Raw genomic sequence first — 17,199 nt, 5'->3', positions numbered from 1 at the left:
GGATCAGGTGGCGGCGGCGGGTTTCGGTTGACGGCGAGCGAGTCGCAGCGACAGCAGGCTCTCAATGATGAGCAGGCCGGCCACAAGGAGCAGCAACCAGCGCCAGACCTTTTGGCGGGACTCCGCGAGGTAGGCGGATTCCGCCGCCTGTTGTTCCGCTTTCTCCGCCGCGGAGATGTCCGGGGCGGCTTGCTCCAGCGGCACGCCCAGCTGGGCGAAAATATCAAGATCGAGTGGAGCGACGTCACTTTCCGTCGCTGGAACATTCACGGCGATCAGGCATTGGTTGCCATCGGCGCCCTCGATGGTGTGGACTCCGGGCGTCGTGATGAATTGATTGGCGCCGAGACGGTCCAAACGATCCAGTTCACCAACGCCGGCGAGCAACGGTCCGCCGGCGGCGCGTTCGCCGAGTGACTGCAGCCATGGCACGAATTTGGACGACAATACCCATTGGCTTTCGGTGGGCGTCCAGCCGCTGGCCCACGTGATGACACGTCCTTGTCCGACCATACTCTCCGTTACCGCAGGTGTATTGTCCTCAAAGCGCGCAACGACGACCGCGGCCGAATCGGCCGGAAGCGCGAGCTTTTGGCGTGACCAAAATCGAACGCGGCTGAAGTCGCTGAACGCAGGATCGGCGAACGGGGCAAACAACGGATGCCTGAAATCGATTTGGCCCAGCAACGTGTCGGGCCGGGCGCTGGGGGACGGTGGAAGGGCGGTCCAACCGGGTTCGTTCAGCAGAGTCGCCGCCGTCGCGACAAGGTCGTCATCGCGCAAAAGTATCAGTGCGTAGGCGCCGTCTTCGATCTGTTCACGAGTGGCGCGAAGTTCCGTCGGGCTGAGGGGGGAATCGATGATACGCAAGACGGCTGGCGACTGACCGGATGGAAGAGGAGTCGGCCATGTGGTCGTTAATTCCGGCACGGGATCGCGCCAACCGCGCACGGCGCTGGCGACGTAGAACAGCGCATCACGGGAGTCGACGGTGCTCGGTTCTCGCGAGACCACGATGGGCAACTCGCGCGCTTGGGGACGCACGATCCATAGTTGATTGTCAAAGGTCACCGCATCGCCGGTCAGTTCGAGTTGCAAGGCCTCGGGAGCCGTCGCGGGAACGGGCACAAGCACGGTGATCGCGCCTCCGCGCGGGATGACATGGGTGGTGGGCGGCGGGGCGAAGTCGCCGCCGTCGGCTGCCCGCAGGGAAAGTTGCACCGAGGTGGTCGGCACGTTTTCCGTCGCCGTGATACGAATACGGGCCGGCGCACCGGCCCCGAGGTCGGTGCCCCAGCCGAGCCATTGAAGTCCGATGTTGGCGGAAGCGGCGGCGCGGATGGACGCCAGACGCACGGTGAGTCCCGACGGCCATGGGAGTCCGGCCAAGCCGGCGACCTGGGTGCCGTTGGCGAAGTCACTCACGATGACGATTTCGGGCTCGGCGATGATCGTGCCTTCGACGGCCGCCCGATCCTGAATGCGGTCGAGAGCGCGGCGAATGGCGTCGTCCAAATGAAACGCCGACCAACCCGCGGTGGCACGCGCGGTGAGCGCGGACCCGACCAGTCCGATGCGATCGGACGGCGCGGTTTGCACCCACGTGTCGGCGTCGACGGCGTCGGTCGCGCGGTCTCCCGCCACGATCAAGGAAAGGATGTCGGCCGCTTGCAGATCGGTGGTGAGGGTTTCGATTTCGTGGCGGGCTCGGGTCCACAAATCCTCCCGCTGCATACTCGCGCTGTCGTCGAGCACGATCACCACGTGACGTGGAGCGCGGGTGGACGGTGTAACGGGTGACTCCGCGTTAAAATATGGCCGGGCAAATGCGAGGGCGAGCAACGCCACGATGAGGCAGCGCAGGATGAGTAACAGCGGATGTTGGATGCGACTGCGGCGATCCAAGCGCGGCGCCGACGGGCTGAGAAAACGCAGAGCGCTGAACGGCACGCGGTCGCGGGTGGCGCGCCGGATGAGATGCGCAATGATGGGGCCGACCAAGAGGGCCAGACCGGCCAGAAACCAAGGAGACAGGAGACTCATGCCGACGCCCTCCGACGGGCGACGCGGCTGGCGCGGCGCGGTTGATTTTGGAGAAAGGCACGCAGTGCTTCGTCGAGTGGTTGCGCGGTGTCGATCACATGCAACGGCACGCCATGTTCATGCAGGAGTTGGCGCACCGCCGTGTTGTGGGCGCTGAATTTTTCAAGGTAGGCGGCGCGGGCTTGGGCGGGGTCGACGTAAAGCTCGGTATCGTTTTCCAGATCCTGCCAAATGGCGGCTTGGCCAAAATCGAGCGTGCGTTCGGCGGGATCGAGCACCTGGAGCACGCGCACATCGTGGCCGGCGGCGGCGAGTTCGGCGAAGGATTCCGACCACTCGTCCAGCGGGGAAAGGAAGTCGGACAACAGCACGATCAGCGTGCGTTTGCGGCAAAGTCGCAATGCTTCCTGCAAAGCCACGCCCATCGCGGTGGTGCGGCCGGGGGATTCGCGTCCGAGTAGCGCATAGAGATGTTGCAGGTGGCCCGGGCGCCACCGCGGCGCGACGGCGTGGTGGACGGTTTGATCGAACAAAGCGGCACCGATCAAGTCGCGTTGACCGTGGAGAAAACTGGCGAGCGTGGCGGCGAGCGTGCGGGCGTAAGTCAACTTCGTGTAACCGCGCGAACCGAAGTCCATCGAGCGACTTGTATCCAGCAAGAGGAGACAACGCAGATTGGTTTCTTCCTCGAATTTCTTGAGGTAGAAACGGTCGGTGCGCGCATAGGCTTTCCAATCCAGATAGCGCAGGTCGTCGCCAGGGCTGTATTGGCGATACTCGGTAAACTCCGCGGAAAAGCCGGAGAACGGACTGCGGTGCAAGCCGCTGCGCAAGCCCTCCATGACCGTGCGGGCGCGCAGCTCGAGATCGGAGATCGCGAGCAAGGCGGCAGGATCGAGGTGAGCGGGAGCGGGCATGGAAGAATTCGGTCTCGTCCTCTTGGTCTTCTCATTCTCCGACCCGCGGGGACGAGCGGGGGAGAAAGAGAACGATTACGAGGAACGATTACTACGGGGCTTTGACGTGGGTGATGAGTTTGGCGATGACGTCCTCGACCGTGACGCCATCGGCTTCGGCGCGGTAATTGAGCAGCAGACGATGGCGGAGCACCGGGGCGGCCAAGGCGCGAATGTCGTCGGCGGTGGCGTGAGTGCGACCTTGCCAGAGGGCGCGGGCTTTGGCGCCGATCACGAGGGCCTGGCCCGCGCGGGTGCCGGCGCCCCAGTTGATCCATTGATTCACGAACTCCGGAGCTCCCTCACGTTTGGGGCGCGACGCGGTGGCGAGTTGCACGGCGTAACGGATGTTGTCGGAAGCGATGGGAATGTTGCGCGCGAGGGATTGGAACGCGACGGCTTCGGCGGCGGAAAAAACCGGCTCCACGGCAGCGGGTTTGCCGGAGGTGGTGCGGGAAACGACTTCGATTTCGTCGGCTTCCGGTAAGTAGTCGATGAGCACATTGAAGAGGAACCGATCGAGCTGCGCCTCGGGCAGGGGATAGGTGCCCTCCATCTCCACCGGGTTCTGCGTGGCGAGCACGAAGAACGGTTCGGAGAGCGTGTGGCGCACGCCGGCGGCCGTGACCTGATGCTCCTGCATGGCTTCGAGTAGCGCAGCCTGAGTTTTGGGTGGTGTGCGGTTGATTTCGTCGGCCAGCAGAATGTTGGTGAACACCGGACCGGGCACGAAGGCGAGACGGCGGCCTTCGGTGGAATCGGTCAGGATCTCGGTGCCGGTGATGTCGGCCGGCATGAGATCGGGCGTGAATTGGATGCGTTGGAAGGAAAGATCAAACGCCTGCGACACCGATTTGACCAACAGGGTTTTGGCGAGGCCGGGCGCGCCGGTGAGCAGACAGTGTCCGCCCGCCAACAGGGCGACCATGAGCTGTTCGATGACATCAGCCTGGCCCACGATGACTTTGTCCAGTTCGCGGCGCACCCGATCACGGCCGGCTTGCAGGGCAGCGAAGGCCGATTCGTCATCAAGTGGTTCGTCGGGCAGGGGAGGAGGAGCGTTTTCGGGAAAGGACATGCGGCGTGGAGGTGAAGTTAAAGTGGTTCGTTCTCGTTCTCTTAATCGTTCTCGTTATCGATTATTTGAAGGAGGTGCGTCGGAGAAACTGGTGAGTGGTCGGGTGGAGAAAGAGAAAGATTACGAGAAAGAGAACGATAGTGCACACTCAGTGCGTCATCGCGTAGTAGATGATATTGATGGCCATGGGATAGGCGTGTTTCTCGGCGAATTCGCGGAAGTAAGTCGGGTCTTCGCCCTCGCGTTCCCAGCCGTCGCCGAGGTCGGTGTTGTGGCAAATAATCGCCATCATGCGACCGTCGTCGTCGAAGACCGACCAGAAGCGCGCGGGGCCGTTGCCTCCTTGATCGGTGGGGCCGCCGGGACGGAAAAAATTGATGGCGGGAATCTGCGGGATTTCCTGCAGATCGAAGACGACGTGAAAGATCGGGTGATCCACCGTGAGTTCCACGAGTTCGCGATCGGGAAACACTTTGCTGAACTCGTGTTGGAAGTTGTCCCATTCACTGGCACCCCAAAAATCATCGACCATCAGGAAGCCGCCGTTGAGCAGATGATTGCGCAGGGCCGTCGCTTGTTCATCGCGCAACATCATGTAGCCGGCCTCGACGATGTAGACGAAGGGGTAATGGCGCAGCGCCTCCGGTTCGATATCGATGTAGGTGACGTCGGGGTTCACGCGCAGCGCGGTCATCTGCTGCAACCGATACATGAGGTTGAGGTCGGCATCGGGGGCGTCGGTGGCCCAACGGCCTTGACCCCGGCCGCCCCAACCTCCCCAGCCACCACCGCCACCGCCCCAACTTTCGTAGCGGAGACGGGCGAAGGAAAATACGTCCTGTTCAAAGCCGGGTTCGGCGGTCCATTCCGGCACGTCGCGACGATCCTGCGACTGACCACGACCGCGGTTGCGTTGGGCGAAAACCGCGGTGGCAAACAGAGCGCATCCGAGCACCAGCCGGAGGAGCCGTTGATAGCGGGTGACGTTCATGGTTGCGAGGAGGTCGATGGCAAAGTGGCGAGCAGATCATAGGCCGCCCGGAAGCGCGGTGCTTCTTCCAATGCCTGCAGCGTGTGACGTCGGGCGGCGTCGAGATCGGCGTTTTGGTGCAAAAGTTCCGCGACGCCGAAATGGATGGCGGCGCGGTCTGGCGGATCGAGGCGCAGCAAGGTTTCACCGGCGGCAATGGCGATGGCGGTGTCACCCAGTTCGCGGTGCGAGGAGTAGCGGGCGCGCCACGGCGTGGCGGCCATGGGGTTCACGGCGAGCCAGGCGTCGCTCCATCGCGCCACCGCGGCCCAATCCTGATCCTCGCGGGCGATGCGCAACAGCTTCGTGATCGCGCTCACGGCCCCGGCTTCATGGTGCACAATGGTTTCGAGGGTTTCGCGCTCCTGGTCTTTTTCCCCGAGACCGGCGTAAGCCGTGGCCAGCAGCGCGTGCACATTGAACGGTTGCGGCAAGTAAACGCCGGCGGCCGCGATGGGTTCCAGGGCGTCGCGCACGTCGGCCCATTTTTCCTGGTCGAGTTTGGTCTGTTGCGCGCGCAGCAACTGCGGAATGTTGTCGGGCGCGAACGGGAGGCGCGGAGACGAACCCATGATCTGAGCGATCATGCCGCTTTGTTCCTGTTGGGGCAGGGCCAAATCGTAGTCCGGGGCGAGGGCATCAGCGCGCGCGCGGGCGAAGTTGACAAAGGCCGGTTCGAGCTCGGACAACGCCGCGAAGTGCGTTTCGAGCGAATCGTTGATGGGCATGCCCGCCGCCAGGTCGCGCAGCAGCGCGCGAATGGGGGCGAAGCCGTAGTGCTCGGCCAAAAACTCGACCACGAGATAGGATTGGTAGTAGGCGAACATCGTATCCTCGCCGGTGCGCGCTTCGAGGAAGGCGGCGCTCATGCGGCCCAAGGATTGCATGCGACCGTTGACGATGCGGTCGTGGTAATCGACCGACATGCGCTGCCCCCAACCGGGCGAACGCTCCAACTCTTCGTAGACGGAAATGCCTTCGCTGAGCCATCGCGGCATGCGGTTGCGCGTGAGGGTCAGCGTGATGACGTGGGTGAATTCATGCCAGAGCACGGCTTCCCAATTGGCCTGCGACGACGTGGGACTATTGACCGTAAACACTGATCCAAAACAAACGCCGAGGTAGCCACCGATGCCGGGCATGCCGAAGGTGCGCACGGCAAAGTCGGCCGGGTCGGGATAAATTTCCACGGTGGTGCGCTCCTCCAACTCGATGCCGTAACGGGCGGAGAGCCGCGTGCGTGCGTCTTCCAACAGCGCGAGGGCACGTTGGCCGTAGACGGCGGCTTCTTCGGCCGCCATGCGAATGCGAAAGTGGGCATTTTCGACCGTCGTGAATCCTTCGATACGATCGTGGAGCGTGGTGAGATTGAAGGCTTCGATGTTGTAGCCGTCCTCGGCGTGGACCATCGCCGCCAGCGCCCAGCCTTCGTCTTCCCGACCGAGCCGCAGCAGGTCCTGAGCGAGTTGGATGCGGGACGGTTGATACAACGGGTCGAGCACGAGCGCGCGGCGTTGGGCGGCGGCGGCTTCGGCGAACCGATACTTCCGCGAAAGCTTTTGGCCGATGAGAAAATCGACGCGTGGATTGTCCGACCAATTGGCGAGGGCGAGGTCCCGATGGATGGATGCCATCTCCGGATTGTCGGCGATAGTCGCCATGGCGGCGCGCAGGGCGTGGGCTTCCGGGTGGCGCGGGTTCAGGCCGAGGATTTGATCGAGCGCGGCCTCGGCGGCGGCCTCGTCTTCGGCATCGATGAAGTGTTGGGCGAGCAGGAGCTGGGACGGAATGTGGCGCGGGTTGATGGCGAGCGCCTGGCCGGTGTGCTGCAGGAATTGGGTGGTGTCGGTATTCTGGAACGCGGCGGCGAGGCCGGCCTCCAGGTCGGGATCGTCGGGGTAGTGTTCGAGGCCGGCGCGGAACGTGCGCGAGGCGAGCGCGGCATCCTGCTTGTCGAGCGCGAGTTGTCCGGCGACCAGAAAGGCGTCGCGCGACGGGTCGGGATTTTCCTGCGCGGGGCGGAGGAAATTATCGAGGACGACCTTGGGCTCGACGCCGGCGAGAATCGCACCGTGGGAGACTGCGGCGAGGAAGTCGGAATCCTGCATGGCGGCCGACCCGCGGTAGGCGGCGGCCATATTGATGGCCCGCACGATGTCGCTTTGGGACAGGGGCGCTTCGATGATCGAGCTGGCCACGTAGTGGCCGACCTCACGTCGTTGCAGCATGAGCCACAGACTGTCGGGGTTGATGGTGATGCCCTCGCCGAGCAAATTGTAGGCCTCGTGGTAACGCCCGAGCGTGAACAGGATCTCGCCCTCAAGGCGCCACCAGTCCTCGTTGGCTTCGTCGACCAACCGTCCGACGGCGGTGATGGCGAGGGCTTCATCGTAGCCGCCTTGGCGATACATGTTCCACGCTTGGTCGTAGTCGGCCGTGGAGGCGGTCTGCGCGAGCAGGGGAGAGGTGAGGCATCCAGCGAGGCCCGTGCAGCAGACCCAAAAGAGCAGACGGGAAAGGAGACGCAAATGCAGAGAGTGGGGGATGGGGTCTACAACCACGGGACGCACAGAGGAATAGACGCACGAAGATGGAGTTTCGCCACTGAAAATACGGCTTTTCTCCGGCTTACGTTCACGGACTTACGAGAGCATGGGAAACATCAACATGTTCCGCGATAGTTTCGGGAATTTCGGGGAGCGGCGGTTGAACCGGTGTCGCGGGGTGCCCACAAAAAACGCGCCCCCGAAGAAGGAGGCGCGTTGAAAGCGAATCGAAGGATCGAGCCGTCGCTTAGAGCGAGGCGCGCAGGTCTTCGAGCTGACCCGCGGAACCGAGGAGCTCGTTGCGGCTGGCAATGAACTTCGCGTATTCTTCGATGAAGATTTTCCCGGGGGGACGGAAATCGAACTGCTCGGGGTTGGCCTGGAAGAACTCGCGGTGAACGCGGGTCCAGACGAGGCGGCCGTCGGTATCGATGTTGATCTTGGTGACGCCCTTCTTGGCGGCGGGGAGATACTCGTTCACGTCGACGCCCATGGAGCCGGCAATCTTGCCGCCGGCGGCGTTGATGCGGGCGACTTCGTCCTGGGGAACCGAGGAGGAACCGTGCATGACGAGCGGGAAGTTAGGGAGACGCTCTTTAATCTGGTCGAGCACATCGAAGTGCAGCGATTGGCGGCCCTTGAACTTGAAGGCGCCGTGGCTGGTGCCGATGGCGCAGGCGAGGGAGTCGCAACCGGTGAGCTTGACGAACTCCTCGGCCTCGGCCGGTTCGGTCAAGCAGGCATTGCCTTCATCGACGGCGATGTCCTCTTCGACGCCGCCGAGCATACCGAGCTCGGCCTCGACGGAGATGCCCTTGGCGTGGGCGCGGTCAACCACGCGCTTGGTGATGGCGACGTTCTCGTCGAACGGGTCGTGGGACGCGTCGATCATGACCGAGCTGAAAAAGCCGGAATCGATGCAGTCGTAGCAGGTCTCTTCGTCACCGTGATCGAGGTGAACCGCGAAGATGGCCTCGGGGAAGATCTCGGATGCCGCGCGGATAATCGCCTCAAGCATGCGCTTGTCGGTGTATTTCCGAGCGCCCTTGGAAATCTGGATGATGAACGGAGCCTTGGAGTCGATGGCGCCCTTGAAGAGACCCATCGCCTGTTCGGCGTTGTTGATGTTATAAGCTCCGACGGCGTATTTGCCGTAGGCGTGCTTAAAGAGCTGAGCGGTAGTTACGATCATGGTTATACAGGGGAAATCCGGACTGAGGGACGACGAGCGACCGAACGGCGAGATTACCGATTCGACGAAACGACCGGCAAGGGGTTTTTTAGCAGCAACAGTGCCGCCGACGTTAAATAAACGTCTTCGGGGCGATTATCGTGACGGTTGCGTCGCTGCTCAGCCTCCGCCATTGCCCGGCGTGGCCCCCGACGAAGGAGGGGTGCGATCCGGTCGGAATTGGGCGCGCATGGCTTGATTCAGGGCGGCGGCGGCCTGCTGTTCGCTTTGGAGTGTCTGCAAAGCCTGCAATTGGTCGGAGGACAGCACGGCCTGCGCCTGGGCAATGGCGGCGTCGGTGATTGGTGTGCTGTTGTTGCCGCCGCGGCCGGGACCAAAGCTGGCGGTGGCTCCGGAGGACGCGGTGTTGGCCAGAATGCCGACCATGGCTTCGGCTTGAGCGGAGTTGAGGGGATCGCCGGAGTAGCTGAGACGTGACTCCAACTGGCTCACGGTGGCGCGTTGCGGTTGGGTTTGCTCGAAGTTGGTCAGCGTTTCGAATGCTTGGGTTCCGATGGCGTCGCGGATATCGGCGTCGATTTCCGCTTGGGTGATTTCGATCAACTCGCGAATTTCGTCCCGATTTTCTCGCCCCAAGCCTTCCGCGCGGGCGGCTTGGATGACATCGCGCGGGGCGTTTTGCTTCTCGGCCAGCAGGTCTTTGAGTTGATTCAATTGGGCCGGAGGCAAATTGAGTTTGCTGAAAAGTTCAGCATAACGTCGGTCGAGGGCGGCCCGACGTTGGGTTTGGAATGCGGCGGCCATCTCCGGGTCTTTGAGTAGCTCGTCCATCCGGGCGCCGAAATCCCGGCGTCCGCCATTGCGGGGGCGAGGACCTTCGGAGGTTTCATCGCTCATCTCATCGTCGCCAAAGTCTTCGGAAAGGGCAGGCCGAGCGGCAGCTTCTTCGGTGAATCGCGATGCAGCCGAATCGGAAGGCAGAGGCCGAGCGTTGACGGTGGTTTGCTCCTGCTCGGTCAGGCGGGCGGCGGCGAGTTCTGCGGTCAATGCTTCGGCCCGACGGTATTGAATCACGGCAAAACCAGCGGCCACAATGGTGGTGAGGCCGAGGATTGAAATAGCAGCGAGACGGGACGAAGACGAGGGCATGACAGTATGACGACGAGACCGGGCCAAAGTTTCAATCCTCACCGGAGTTCCAGCGGTGCAAAAGGTAGGGACGGCTCGCCGGGTCGTCCGAGCGGGAGTGGGGGCAGATCAGGGCGTTGCGGTCGCCTCGGCGAGGCGACCCTACCGTTTCCACCTCACCGAGGCGGAAATTGTGCCATCGACCGCCCGCGAGCGGGCACCCGGTCTCTGGCATCCCTCCGGGATTCGTATCCAATTTGGATACTCACCTTATTTCCGCCTCACCGAGGCGGAAATTCGAAGTCGGCTTTGGCTTTGGTTTTGGAGAGGACGAGGTGGGCCGAGAACTTGGCGCCGCGTTTGGAGACGAAGCCTTCGAGCAGGGCGGTTTTGCCTTCACTCATGAGCTGCTCGATCTCCGTCTGGGTGATTTCGCGGTCGCAGAGTTTTTTCTTCAATTCGAAGACGACGCGGGGCGCATCATCGGCTCCGCTTGGTTTCGTGACGACGAACGCGTCTGCCGTGGATTGCAGTTGAGCTTCTTCGCCGTGGGCTTTACTCGGGCCGATGAGCGTCGCTTTGGAGGGATCGAAGACTTTCTTGGCGCGGGGACCGCCCTTGGCGCCCGGTTTGGCTTCGCGGGGCGGAAATTCCCACCGCACGCGGTTGCCGGCTTTGAGCAGAAAGGCGTCGAACGGACGGCCGCGTTTGGAGATGAAGCCTTTGATGAGATCGGTTTTCCCGGTCTCGACCATTTGAATGGCCTGCTCGCGGGTGACCTCTTTCTGGCACATGATGCGGCCGACCCGGAAGGCGCGTTTCCATTCGTCGCCGTTGCGCTCGCGCAGGACGAAGTTGGTGGAGTCTTCGCAGAGTTCCTGGCCGGTCTTGGGATCGGTCCAGAAGGGTTCGAGGGCGCTGAGATCTTCGTTTTGACCGAAATCGAGTTCGACCTTCCGTTTGCCGTCGTCGTCGGGCGCGCCGAGTTTGAGTTTGGCCGGGAAGTGATTGCCGGTGCGGGCGGAGACGAAACCTTCGATGGGGCCGATCTCGCCGGCGGAGACGAGTTCGGCGATTTCCGGCTCCTCCATGCGGCGGCCGCTGGTAACTTTGTAGATGGTGATGAGACCGTCCTGCGAGCGGTAGGCGCGCAGCGTTTCCAGCATCGGTTTGTTATCCGAAGGCGAAATGATGGCGGTCTCGCGGACGTCGCCTTCCTCTTCGTTGAAGTTCTTGGTGCGATCGACAATGCCTTCGGTGACCTTGGTGATCTCGGCCATGAAGGTGTCGCGCTCGTAGCGGTTGAACTCCATCTCGCGCAGCTTGAACTCCCATTCGCCGGTCATGTCAGGTTTGGTGAGGACGTCGGCTTCGACGGCGTGGAGAAACTCCAGAAGTTGTTCGGCTTTGGCCGTGGGCTGCAGTTCGCGCTGGTTGCGCTCCAGGTATTTCTGGTTGATGAGGCCGTCGATGGTATCGGCGCGGGTGGCGGGCGTGCCGAGGCCGCGTTCCTTCATGGCGTCGGCGAGTTCGTCGGCGTCGACGAGTTTGCCGGCGGTTTCCATGGCGGAGAGCAAGGTGGCTTCCGAGTAGCGCGCCGGGGGCTTGGTTTGTTCGGCGAGGAGGGTGGCTTCGGTCGTGGTGGCGGACTCGCCAGCGGCGACGGCGGGCAACGTCTTGTCCTTGGATGCGCCGGGATTGGCCACGGCGGCATCGGCGGCATCGCGGCCGTAAACGGCGAGCCAGCCGGCCTCGGTGAGGATTTTGCCCTCGGTTTTAAAGGCGTGTTCCTGCGCGACGGTGGAGATCCGGGTCGTGACGTCGAACTTGGCCACTGGGTGGAAGGTGGCGACGAATCGGCGGGCGATCATGTCGTAGACCTTGCCTTCGAGATCCTCGAGTTTCTTGGGCTCGACGGGCGTGGGGATGATCGCGAAGTGATCCGAGATTTGCGCGTTGTTGAAAATGCGTTTGTTGGGATGCAGCCAACCGTTGTTGAGCACGTTGCTGGCGTGTTCGCCCAAATCGCCGCCGAGCTTTTCGAGGGTTTCCCGACAAGTGGGGATGTAGTCCTCCGGCAGCGCCCGCGAATCGGTGCGGGGGTAAGTGATCATCTTGTGCTTCTCGTAGAGCGCCTGGGCGATCTGAAGCGTGCGGCGGGCGGAGATGCCGAAGCGGTTGTTGGCCTCGCGTTGGAGCGTGGTAAGGTCGTAGAGGCGGGGCGCGATCTGGGTCGTGGCCTTCTTCTCCTCGGTGACGACAGCGGGCGGGTTGCCTTGGCAGGCGGCGTGGACGGCTTGGGCGGACGCTTGGTCCCAGATACGATCCACGCGGTCGAGATCGTCGGCTTTTTTGAAATTCGGGCGCTGATAGGTGCCCTCGTAGGAACCGGCACCGACCTCGAAGTTGGCGGTGACGCGCCAGTAATCGCGGGGCGTGAAATTACGGATCTCGAGTTCGCGGGCCACGAGCAGGGCGAGCGTCGGGGTTTGCACGCGACCGACGGACGCGACGTTGCCAGCGCGGGAACCGAACATGCGTTTCGTGAGAGCACGGGTGCCGTTGATGCCGATGAGCCAGTCGCTCTCGGAACGGCAGCGGGCGGCATCGGCGAGGCCGGCCATTTTCTCGCCATCGCGAAGCTTCTCAAAGGCGGTGCGAATGCCCCCCGTGGTCATGGTCTGCATCCAGGCGCGTTTGACCGGGAGCTTGGATTTGGCGAGTTGGTAAATGTAGGTGAAGATGAGCTCACCCTCGCGACCCGCGTCGCAAGCGTTGATGACTTGGTCGATGTCTTTGCGCTTCAGCTGCTTTTTGAGGACCTTGAGTTTGTCCTCGGAAGACTTGATCGGCTTAAGCCCGAATTTCTTGGGGACGATGGGCAGGGTTTCGAGGCGCCAGTAACCGTATTTCTTTTTATCAATGTCCTCGGGCATCTCGAGTTCGACGAGGTGGCCGACGGCCGAGGCGATGACGTATTCATCGTTTTCGTAGACGTCGCCTTTCTTCGGAACCCGACCGAGGGCTTTGGCTAAATCGGTAGCGACACTGGGTTTCTCGGCGACGACAAGGGACTTCATACGGCGGGCGAGCGGTAAGGGGCAGCGATGGGGGATTTCAAGGTAAAGTTTTTGGACACAAAAAACGGGCGGACCAAAGTCCGCCCGAAAAAGTGATCCAAATTGATCGAGAAACTAGACGCTAAGGATTGGCGTTTTCGCCATGGTGGCGACAACGGCGTCGAGCATTTCGGCGATGGTTTCGTCGGTTTCGTCGCCCATGTTGGAAATACGGAAGGCCTTGCCCTTCAACTTCCCGTAGCCGCCATCGATGACCAGATGGTGCTCGTTTTTGAGCATCTTGTTCAAGGCCGGCAGATCGATGTTCCGCGTATTGGCGAAACAGTTGAGAGAGAGGGAGCCATTTTCCAGCGCAGGGAAGAGTTCGAAACCTTGGGCAAAAATTGTTTCGCGCACCTTGGCGTTCAAGCGGGCGTGACGGGCAAACCGCGTCTCCATGCCCTCGGTCATGATGTCTTCGAGTTTGGAGCGCAGGGCGTAGATGTGGGGAATGTTGGGCGTGCTGGGCGTCATGCCCTTCTCGTGATTCTTGTGGAATTCGAGGAGGTCAAAGTAGTAGCCGCGGTTGGGCACGGTGGCGGCGCGTTCGCGGGCGCGCTCGGAAACGGCGCACAGGGCGAGACCCGGGGGCAGGGCGAGGGCCTTTTGCGAACCGGTGATCATGATGTCGATGCCGAGTTCGTCCTTCGGGATCGAGACGGCGCTGAACGAGCTGACCGTGTCGACGATGGAAATTACTTCGGGGAACTCGCGCACAACGGCCATGACGGCCGCGAGGTCGGTCATCGTGCCGGTCGACGTCTCGTTGTGGATAAGGGTGATGGCGTCGTAGCCGCCCCGAGCGAGTTCGGCGCGGACGGCCTCGGGGTCGACGGGTTGGCCCCAATCAAATTGCAGGGCGGTGGCTTCGAGGCCGTTGCGGATGGCGACGTCGTTCCACTTGTCGGAGAACGCGCCGTTCATGCAGTTGAGCACCTTCTTCGTGCACACGTTGTTGAGGGCACCTTCCATGATGCCCCACGCACTGCTGGTGGAGAGGTAGACGGGGTCGCTGGTGACGAAGAGCTTTTGCAGATCCGGCTGAATGGATTGGTAAAGCGCCACGAAATCGGGGCTGCGATGACCGATGGGCGCCGAAGTGAGCGCCGCCATGGTTTTGGCGGAAACGGCGATGGGGCCGGGGATAAACAGTTTGTAGCTCATGCTAAGTCGGAAGTTTGAAGTAAGGAGTAAAGGGGGCCGGGGGTGGGACCTACGCCGCGACGGGACGTTTGATGATCTTGGTATTGCCCTCGCCCAGCAGGAGCACCTTGGGCTGCCAGGTCTCGGCTTCGGCGGCTTCAAACGCGGCGAAGGACATGATCGTGAGTAGATCGCCGCGTTTTCCGAGGTGGGCGGTTGCGCCGTTGAGGGAGATCGTCTTCGAGCCGGCGGGGGCCGCGATGGCGTAGGTCTCGAAGCGTTCGCCGTTGGCCATGTTGCCGACGAGGATCTTTTCGTATTCGCGCAGACCGACCATGGTCATGAAGTCACGGTCGACCGCCAAGCTGCCCTCATAATGGAGGGAAAGGTCGGTCACCTCGGCGCGGTGAATCTTGGACTTGAGTAGATTAAGTTGCATGCGGCGGGAGCGGTCGCGATAGAGAACCGCGAGCAAAGCGTTTCTCGTCGACCGCCGTCAATTGCCTATTAACAACCCCGCATGTCCAGTCCGTGGCTTAAGCAGAAGCTGATCTCATTCGAGCAATTCGCCATCGATGTGGTCTATGGGCGGCGGGACGATTTACCGGCGGTGATTTTTGCCGGTGGGTTGCAGGGGTTGTCGTATCTGTTCAAGGGGATCGTCAAACTGCGCTGGTGGCTCTACCGGCACCGCGTGCTCCACGACCAGCCGTTGGGTTGCCTCGTGGTGGTGGTGGGAAATCTCACCGTGGGCGGCACCGGCAAAACACCCGTGGTGGAAAAATTTGCCCGGGCGCTGCGCGATCAGGGGCGGCGCGTCGCCATTCTCAGCCGCGGCTACAAGAGCAAGGCCCCGCCGATGTGGAAAAAATGGTGGTTTTGGATCACCCACACCGCCGAACCACCGCCGCGCATCGTGAGCGATGGCAACGAGGTCCTGCTCAACAGTGAGGAGGCCGGAGACGAACCCTACATGTTGGCGCGCAACCTTCCCGGGGTCCTCGTGTTGGTGGATAAAAACCGCGTCAAAGCCGGCACCTACGCCATCAAACGCTTCGGTTGCGACACCCTCATTCTCGACGACGGCTTCCAATACATGCCGCTCAAGGGGCGGCTGAATCTGTTGCTGGTCGATAAGACGAACCCGTTTGGCAATGGCTTCCTGCTGCCGCGAGGGATCTTGCGTGAGCCCATTTCGCACCTCAAGCGCGCCAGCTACGTTTTTCTGACCAAGAGCAACGGTCAGCGGGACACCGAGCTCGAAGACCTCATCCAAAAGCACAACCCCGGCGTCGATATCATCGAGTGCACCCACCAGCCGCAGTATCTGCAGTTGCTCGGTGAGGCCCCGGAAAACGAAGCGACGCGACGGCCGTTGGAGGAGCTGCAGCTGAAACGCATCGGGGCGTTCAGCGGCATCGCGACGCCCGAAAGTTTTGAGAAATTTCTCCGCGATCTCGGTGCCGACATCGCCTTTGCCCGGCGCTTTTTGGATCACTACCGATTCGTGCCGTCCGACTTTGTCGAAATTTTCAGTGCCGGTTTGGAGCACAAGGTCGACATGATCGTGACGACCGAAAAAGACGCCGTGCGCATCGCGAGCGACATGCCGTGTCCGGTGCCGATCTATTATCTGCGGTTGGAAATCGACATCCTGCACGGGGCCGACGACTTCGATGAGGCGGTGGGCCGACTTTGCTTCGAGCAAACCCGCTAAGCTTCCGCGCTTTCTCCCTTGCGGGAGAGTGAGGGGACCGCGATAGGTTCGAGGCATGATTATCGATCCTCGTTACAACGATCTGGCTGCCGGACTCACCGGATTTTCCACCAAGCTCAAACGCGGCGAACGCGTCTTGATTGACGCTTTCGATGTGCCCGATGCCGTGGTGATCGCCTTGGTTCGTGCCGCCCGCGCTCGCGGCGCCGTGCCCTACGTGCAAATCCACCGCGCCCGGATCACGCGGGAGTTGATGCTCAAAGCCGAGGTCGAGCACTACGAGCCCCACGCGGCCGTGGAACTACAACGTATGCAGGACATGGATGCCTACATCGCGCTGCGTGGCTCCGAGAACATTTTCGAGAATTCCGACGTGCCGTCGGCGCGCGTGCAAAAAGTCGCCAAGGCGATGAAGCCCGTGCTCGACCACCGCGTGAACAAGACCAAGTGGGTGGTGCTGCGCTGGCCCACCAGCGCCATGGCTCAACAAGCCGCGATGAGCACCGAAGCGTTTGAGGACTTTTATTTCCGCGTCTGCACGCTCGACTACTCCCGCATGATCCCGGGCATGCGCGCCCTCAACAAGCTCATGTCGAACACCGACAAGGTGGAAATCAAGGGCCCGGGCACCGACCTGAAGTTCTCCATCAAAGGCATCGGGGCGTGTTCGTGCGGCGGTGATCGCAACATCCCCGACGGCGAAGTGTTTTCCTGTCCGGTCAAGGACAGCGTGGAAGGTGTCATCCAATACAATGCGCCGACCGTTTACCTCGGATCGTCGTTCGACGGCATCCGCCTGGAGTTCAGCCAGGGCAAGGTCATCAAAGCCACCGCCGGCACGCCCAAAGCCACCAAGCGCCTCAACCAGATTCTCGATAGTGACGCGGGGGCCCGCTACATCGGCGAGTTCGCCATCGGCTTCAATCCACACATCCTCGAGCCCATGCGTGACATTCTTTTCGACGAGAAAATCGCGGGCTCGTTCCACTTCACGCCGGGCCAGGCCTACGGTCACTGCGGCAACGGCAACAACTCGCAGGTGCACTGGGACATGGTCTGCATTCAACGTCCCGAATGGGGTGGCGGCGAAATCTGGTTCGACGGCAAGCTTATCCGCAAGGATGGCCTCTTCGTGCCAAAGTCCCTCGAAAAACTCAACCCCGACTACCTGCTCGGCAAAGCGTAGGATGCGTTTTTTTTTAACCACAGATGGACACAGAGCGCTTCACTACCGTTACGCACCGCGT

The 17,199-nt window shown here is 61.9% G+C and carries 12 protein-coding genes; 2 read left to right on the top strand and 10 right to left on the bottom strand.

The window, feature by feature from the left end; genetic code table 11:
- Window positions 1-3: 3 nt before the first annotated feature.
- The 10 genes from PXH66_RS09330 to panD form a co-directional block, all read right to left on the bottom strand.
- The gene (locus PXH66_RS09330) at window positions 4-2,043 is read right to left on the bottom strand and encodes a vWA domain-containing protein (protein ID WP_330928203.1); all 2,040 of its coding nucleotides are present in this window, start codon (window positions 2,041-2,043) and stop codon (window positions 4-6) included.
- Window positions 2,040-2,960: a DUF58 domain-containing protein gene (locus PXH66_RS09325; RefSeq protein ID WP_330928202.1), complete on the bottom strand. Its 921-nt coding sequence runs from the start codon at window positions 2,958-2,960 to the stop codon at window positions 2,040-2,042. The genes PXH66_RS09330 and PXH66_RS09325 overlap by 4 nt, the downstream gene beginning before the upstream one ends.
- 91 nt (window positions 2,961-3,051) lie before the next feature.
- Window positions 3,052-4,077: an AAA family ATPase gene (locus tag PXH66_RS09320; RefSeq protein WP_330928201.1), complete on the bottom strand. Its 1,026-nt coding sequence runs from the start codon at window positions 4,075-4,077 to the stop codon at window positions 3,052-3,054.
- A 148-nt stretch (window positions 4,078-4,225) separates the two neighbouring features.
- Entirely contained in the window at window positions 4,226-5,068 is an 843-nt protein-coding gene (locus PXH66_RS09315) for a DUF4159 domain-containing protein (protein WP_330928200.1), read from the bottom strand.
- The gene (locus PXH66_RS09310; protein ID WP_330928199.1) at window positions 5,065-7,635 is read right to left on the bottom strand and encodes a peptidase MA family metallohydrolase; all 2,571 of its coding nucleotides are present in this window, start codon (window positions 7,633-7,635) and stop codon (window positions 5,065-5,067) included. Before PXH66_RS09310 ends, PXH66_RS09315 begins: the two co-directional genes overlap by 4 nt.
- A gap of 265 nt (window positions 7,636-7,900) precedes the next feature.
- Window positions 7,901-8,845 carry a class II fructose-bisphosphate aldolase gene (locus PXH66_RS09305; RefSeq protein WP_330928198.1) on the bottom strand — a complete coding sequence of 315 codons (945 nt, stop codon included), beginning with the start codon at window positions 8,843-8,845 and terminating at the stop codon, window positions 7,901-7,903.
- A gap of 159 nt (window positions 8,846-9,004) precedes the next feature.
- Window positions 9,005-9,994, bottom strand: coding sequence for a hypothetical protein (locus tag PXH66_RS09300; protein WP_330928197.1), 990 nt, complete (start codon window positions 9,992-9,994; stop codon window positions 9,005-9,007).
- A 260-nt stretch (window positions 9,995-10,254) separates the two neighbouring features.
- A complete protein-coding gene (locus PXH66_RS09295; RefSeq protein ID WP_330928196.1) occupies window positions 10,255-13,053 on the bottom strand; it encodes a type IA DNA topoisomerase in 2,799 nt (932 codons plus the stop codon).
- Between the two features lie 114 nt (window positions 13,054-13,167).
- A complete protein-coding gene (locus PXH66_RS09290; RefSeq protein WP_330928195.1) occupies window positions 13,168-14,256 on the bottom strand; it encodes a pyridoxal-phosphate-dependent aminotransferase family protein in 1,089 nt (362 codons plus the stop codon).
- 49 nt (window positions 14,257-14,305) lie between these two features.
- Window positions 14,306-14,674 carry an aspartate 1-decarboxylase gene (panD, locus tag PXH66_RS09285; RefSeq protein WP_330928194.1) on the bottom strand — a complete coding sequence of 123 codons (369 nt, stop codon included), beginning with the start codon at window positions 14,672-14,674 and terminating at the stop codon, window positions 14,306-14,308.
- A gap of 81 nt (window positions 14,675-14,755) precedes the next feature.
- On the opposite strand from panD, the gene lpxK reads away from it, so the two are divergent.
- Together lpxK and PXH66_RS09275 are read left to right on the top strand one after the other, a co-directional pair.
- The gene (gene lpxK / locus PXH66_RS09280) at window positions 14,756-15,952 is read left to right on the top strand and encodes a tetraacyldisaccharide 4'-kinase (protein ID WP_330928193.1); all 1,197 of its coding nucleotides are present in this window, start codon (window positions 14,756-14,758) and stop codon (window positions 15,950-15,952) included.
- 55 nt (window positions 15,953-16,007) lie between these two features.
- Window positions 16,008-17,138 carry an aminopeptidase gene (locus PXH66_RS09275; protein WP_330928192.1) on the top strand — a complete coding sequence of 377 codons (1,131 nt, stop codon included), beginning with the start codon at window positions 16,008-16,010 and terminating at the stop codon, window positions 17,136-17,138.
- Window positions 17,139-17,199 lie beyond the last annotated feature (61 nt).

It is taken from the genome of Synoicihabitans lomoniglobus (genome assembly GCF_029023725.1).
GTDB classification, from domain to species: domain Bacteria; phylum Verrucomicrobiota; class Verrucomicrobiia; order Opitutales; family Opitutaceae; genus Actomonas; species Actomonas lomonigloba.
The sequence above is the reverse complement of the archived record's forward strand: the minus strand, read 5'-3'. Positions and strand labels throughout refer to the sequence as shown.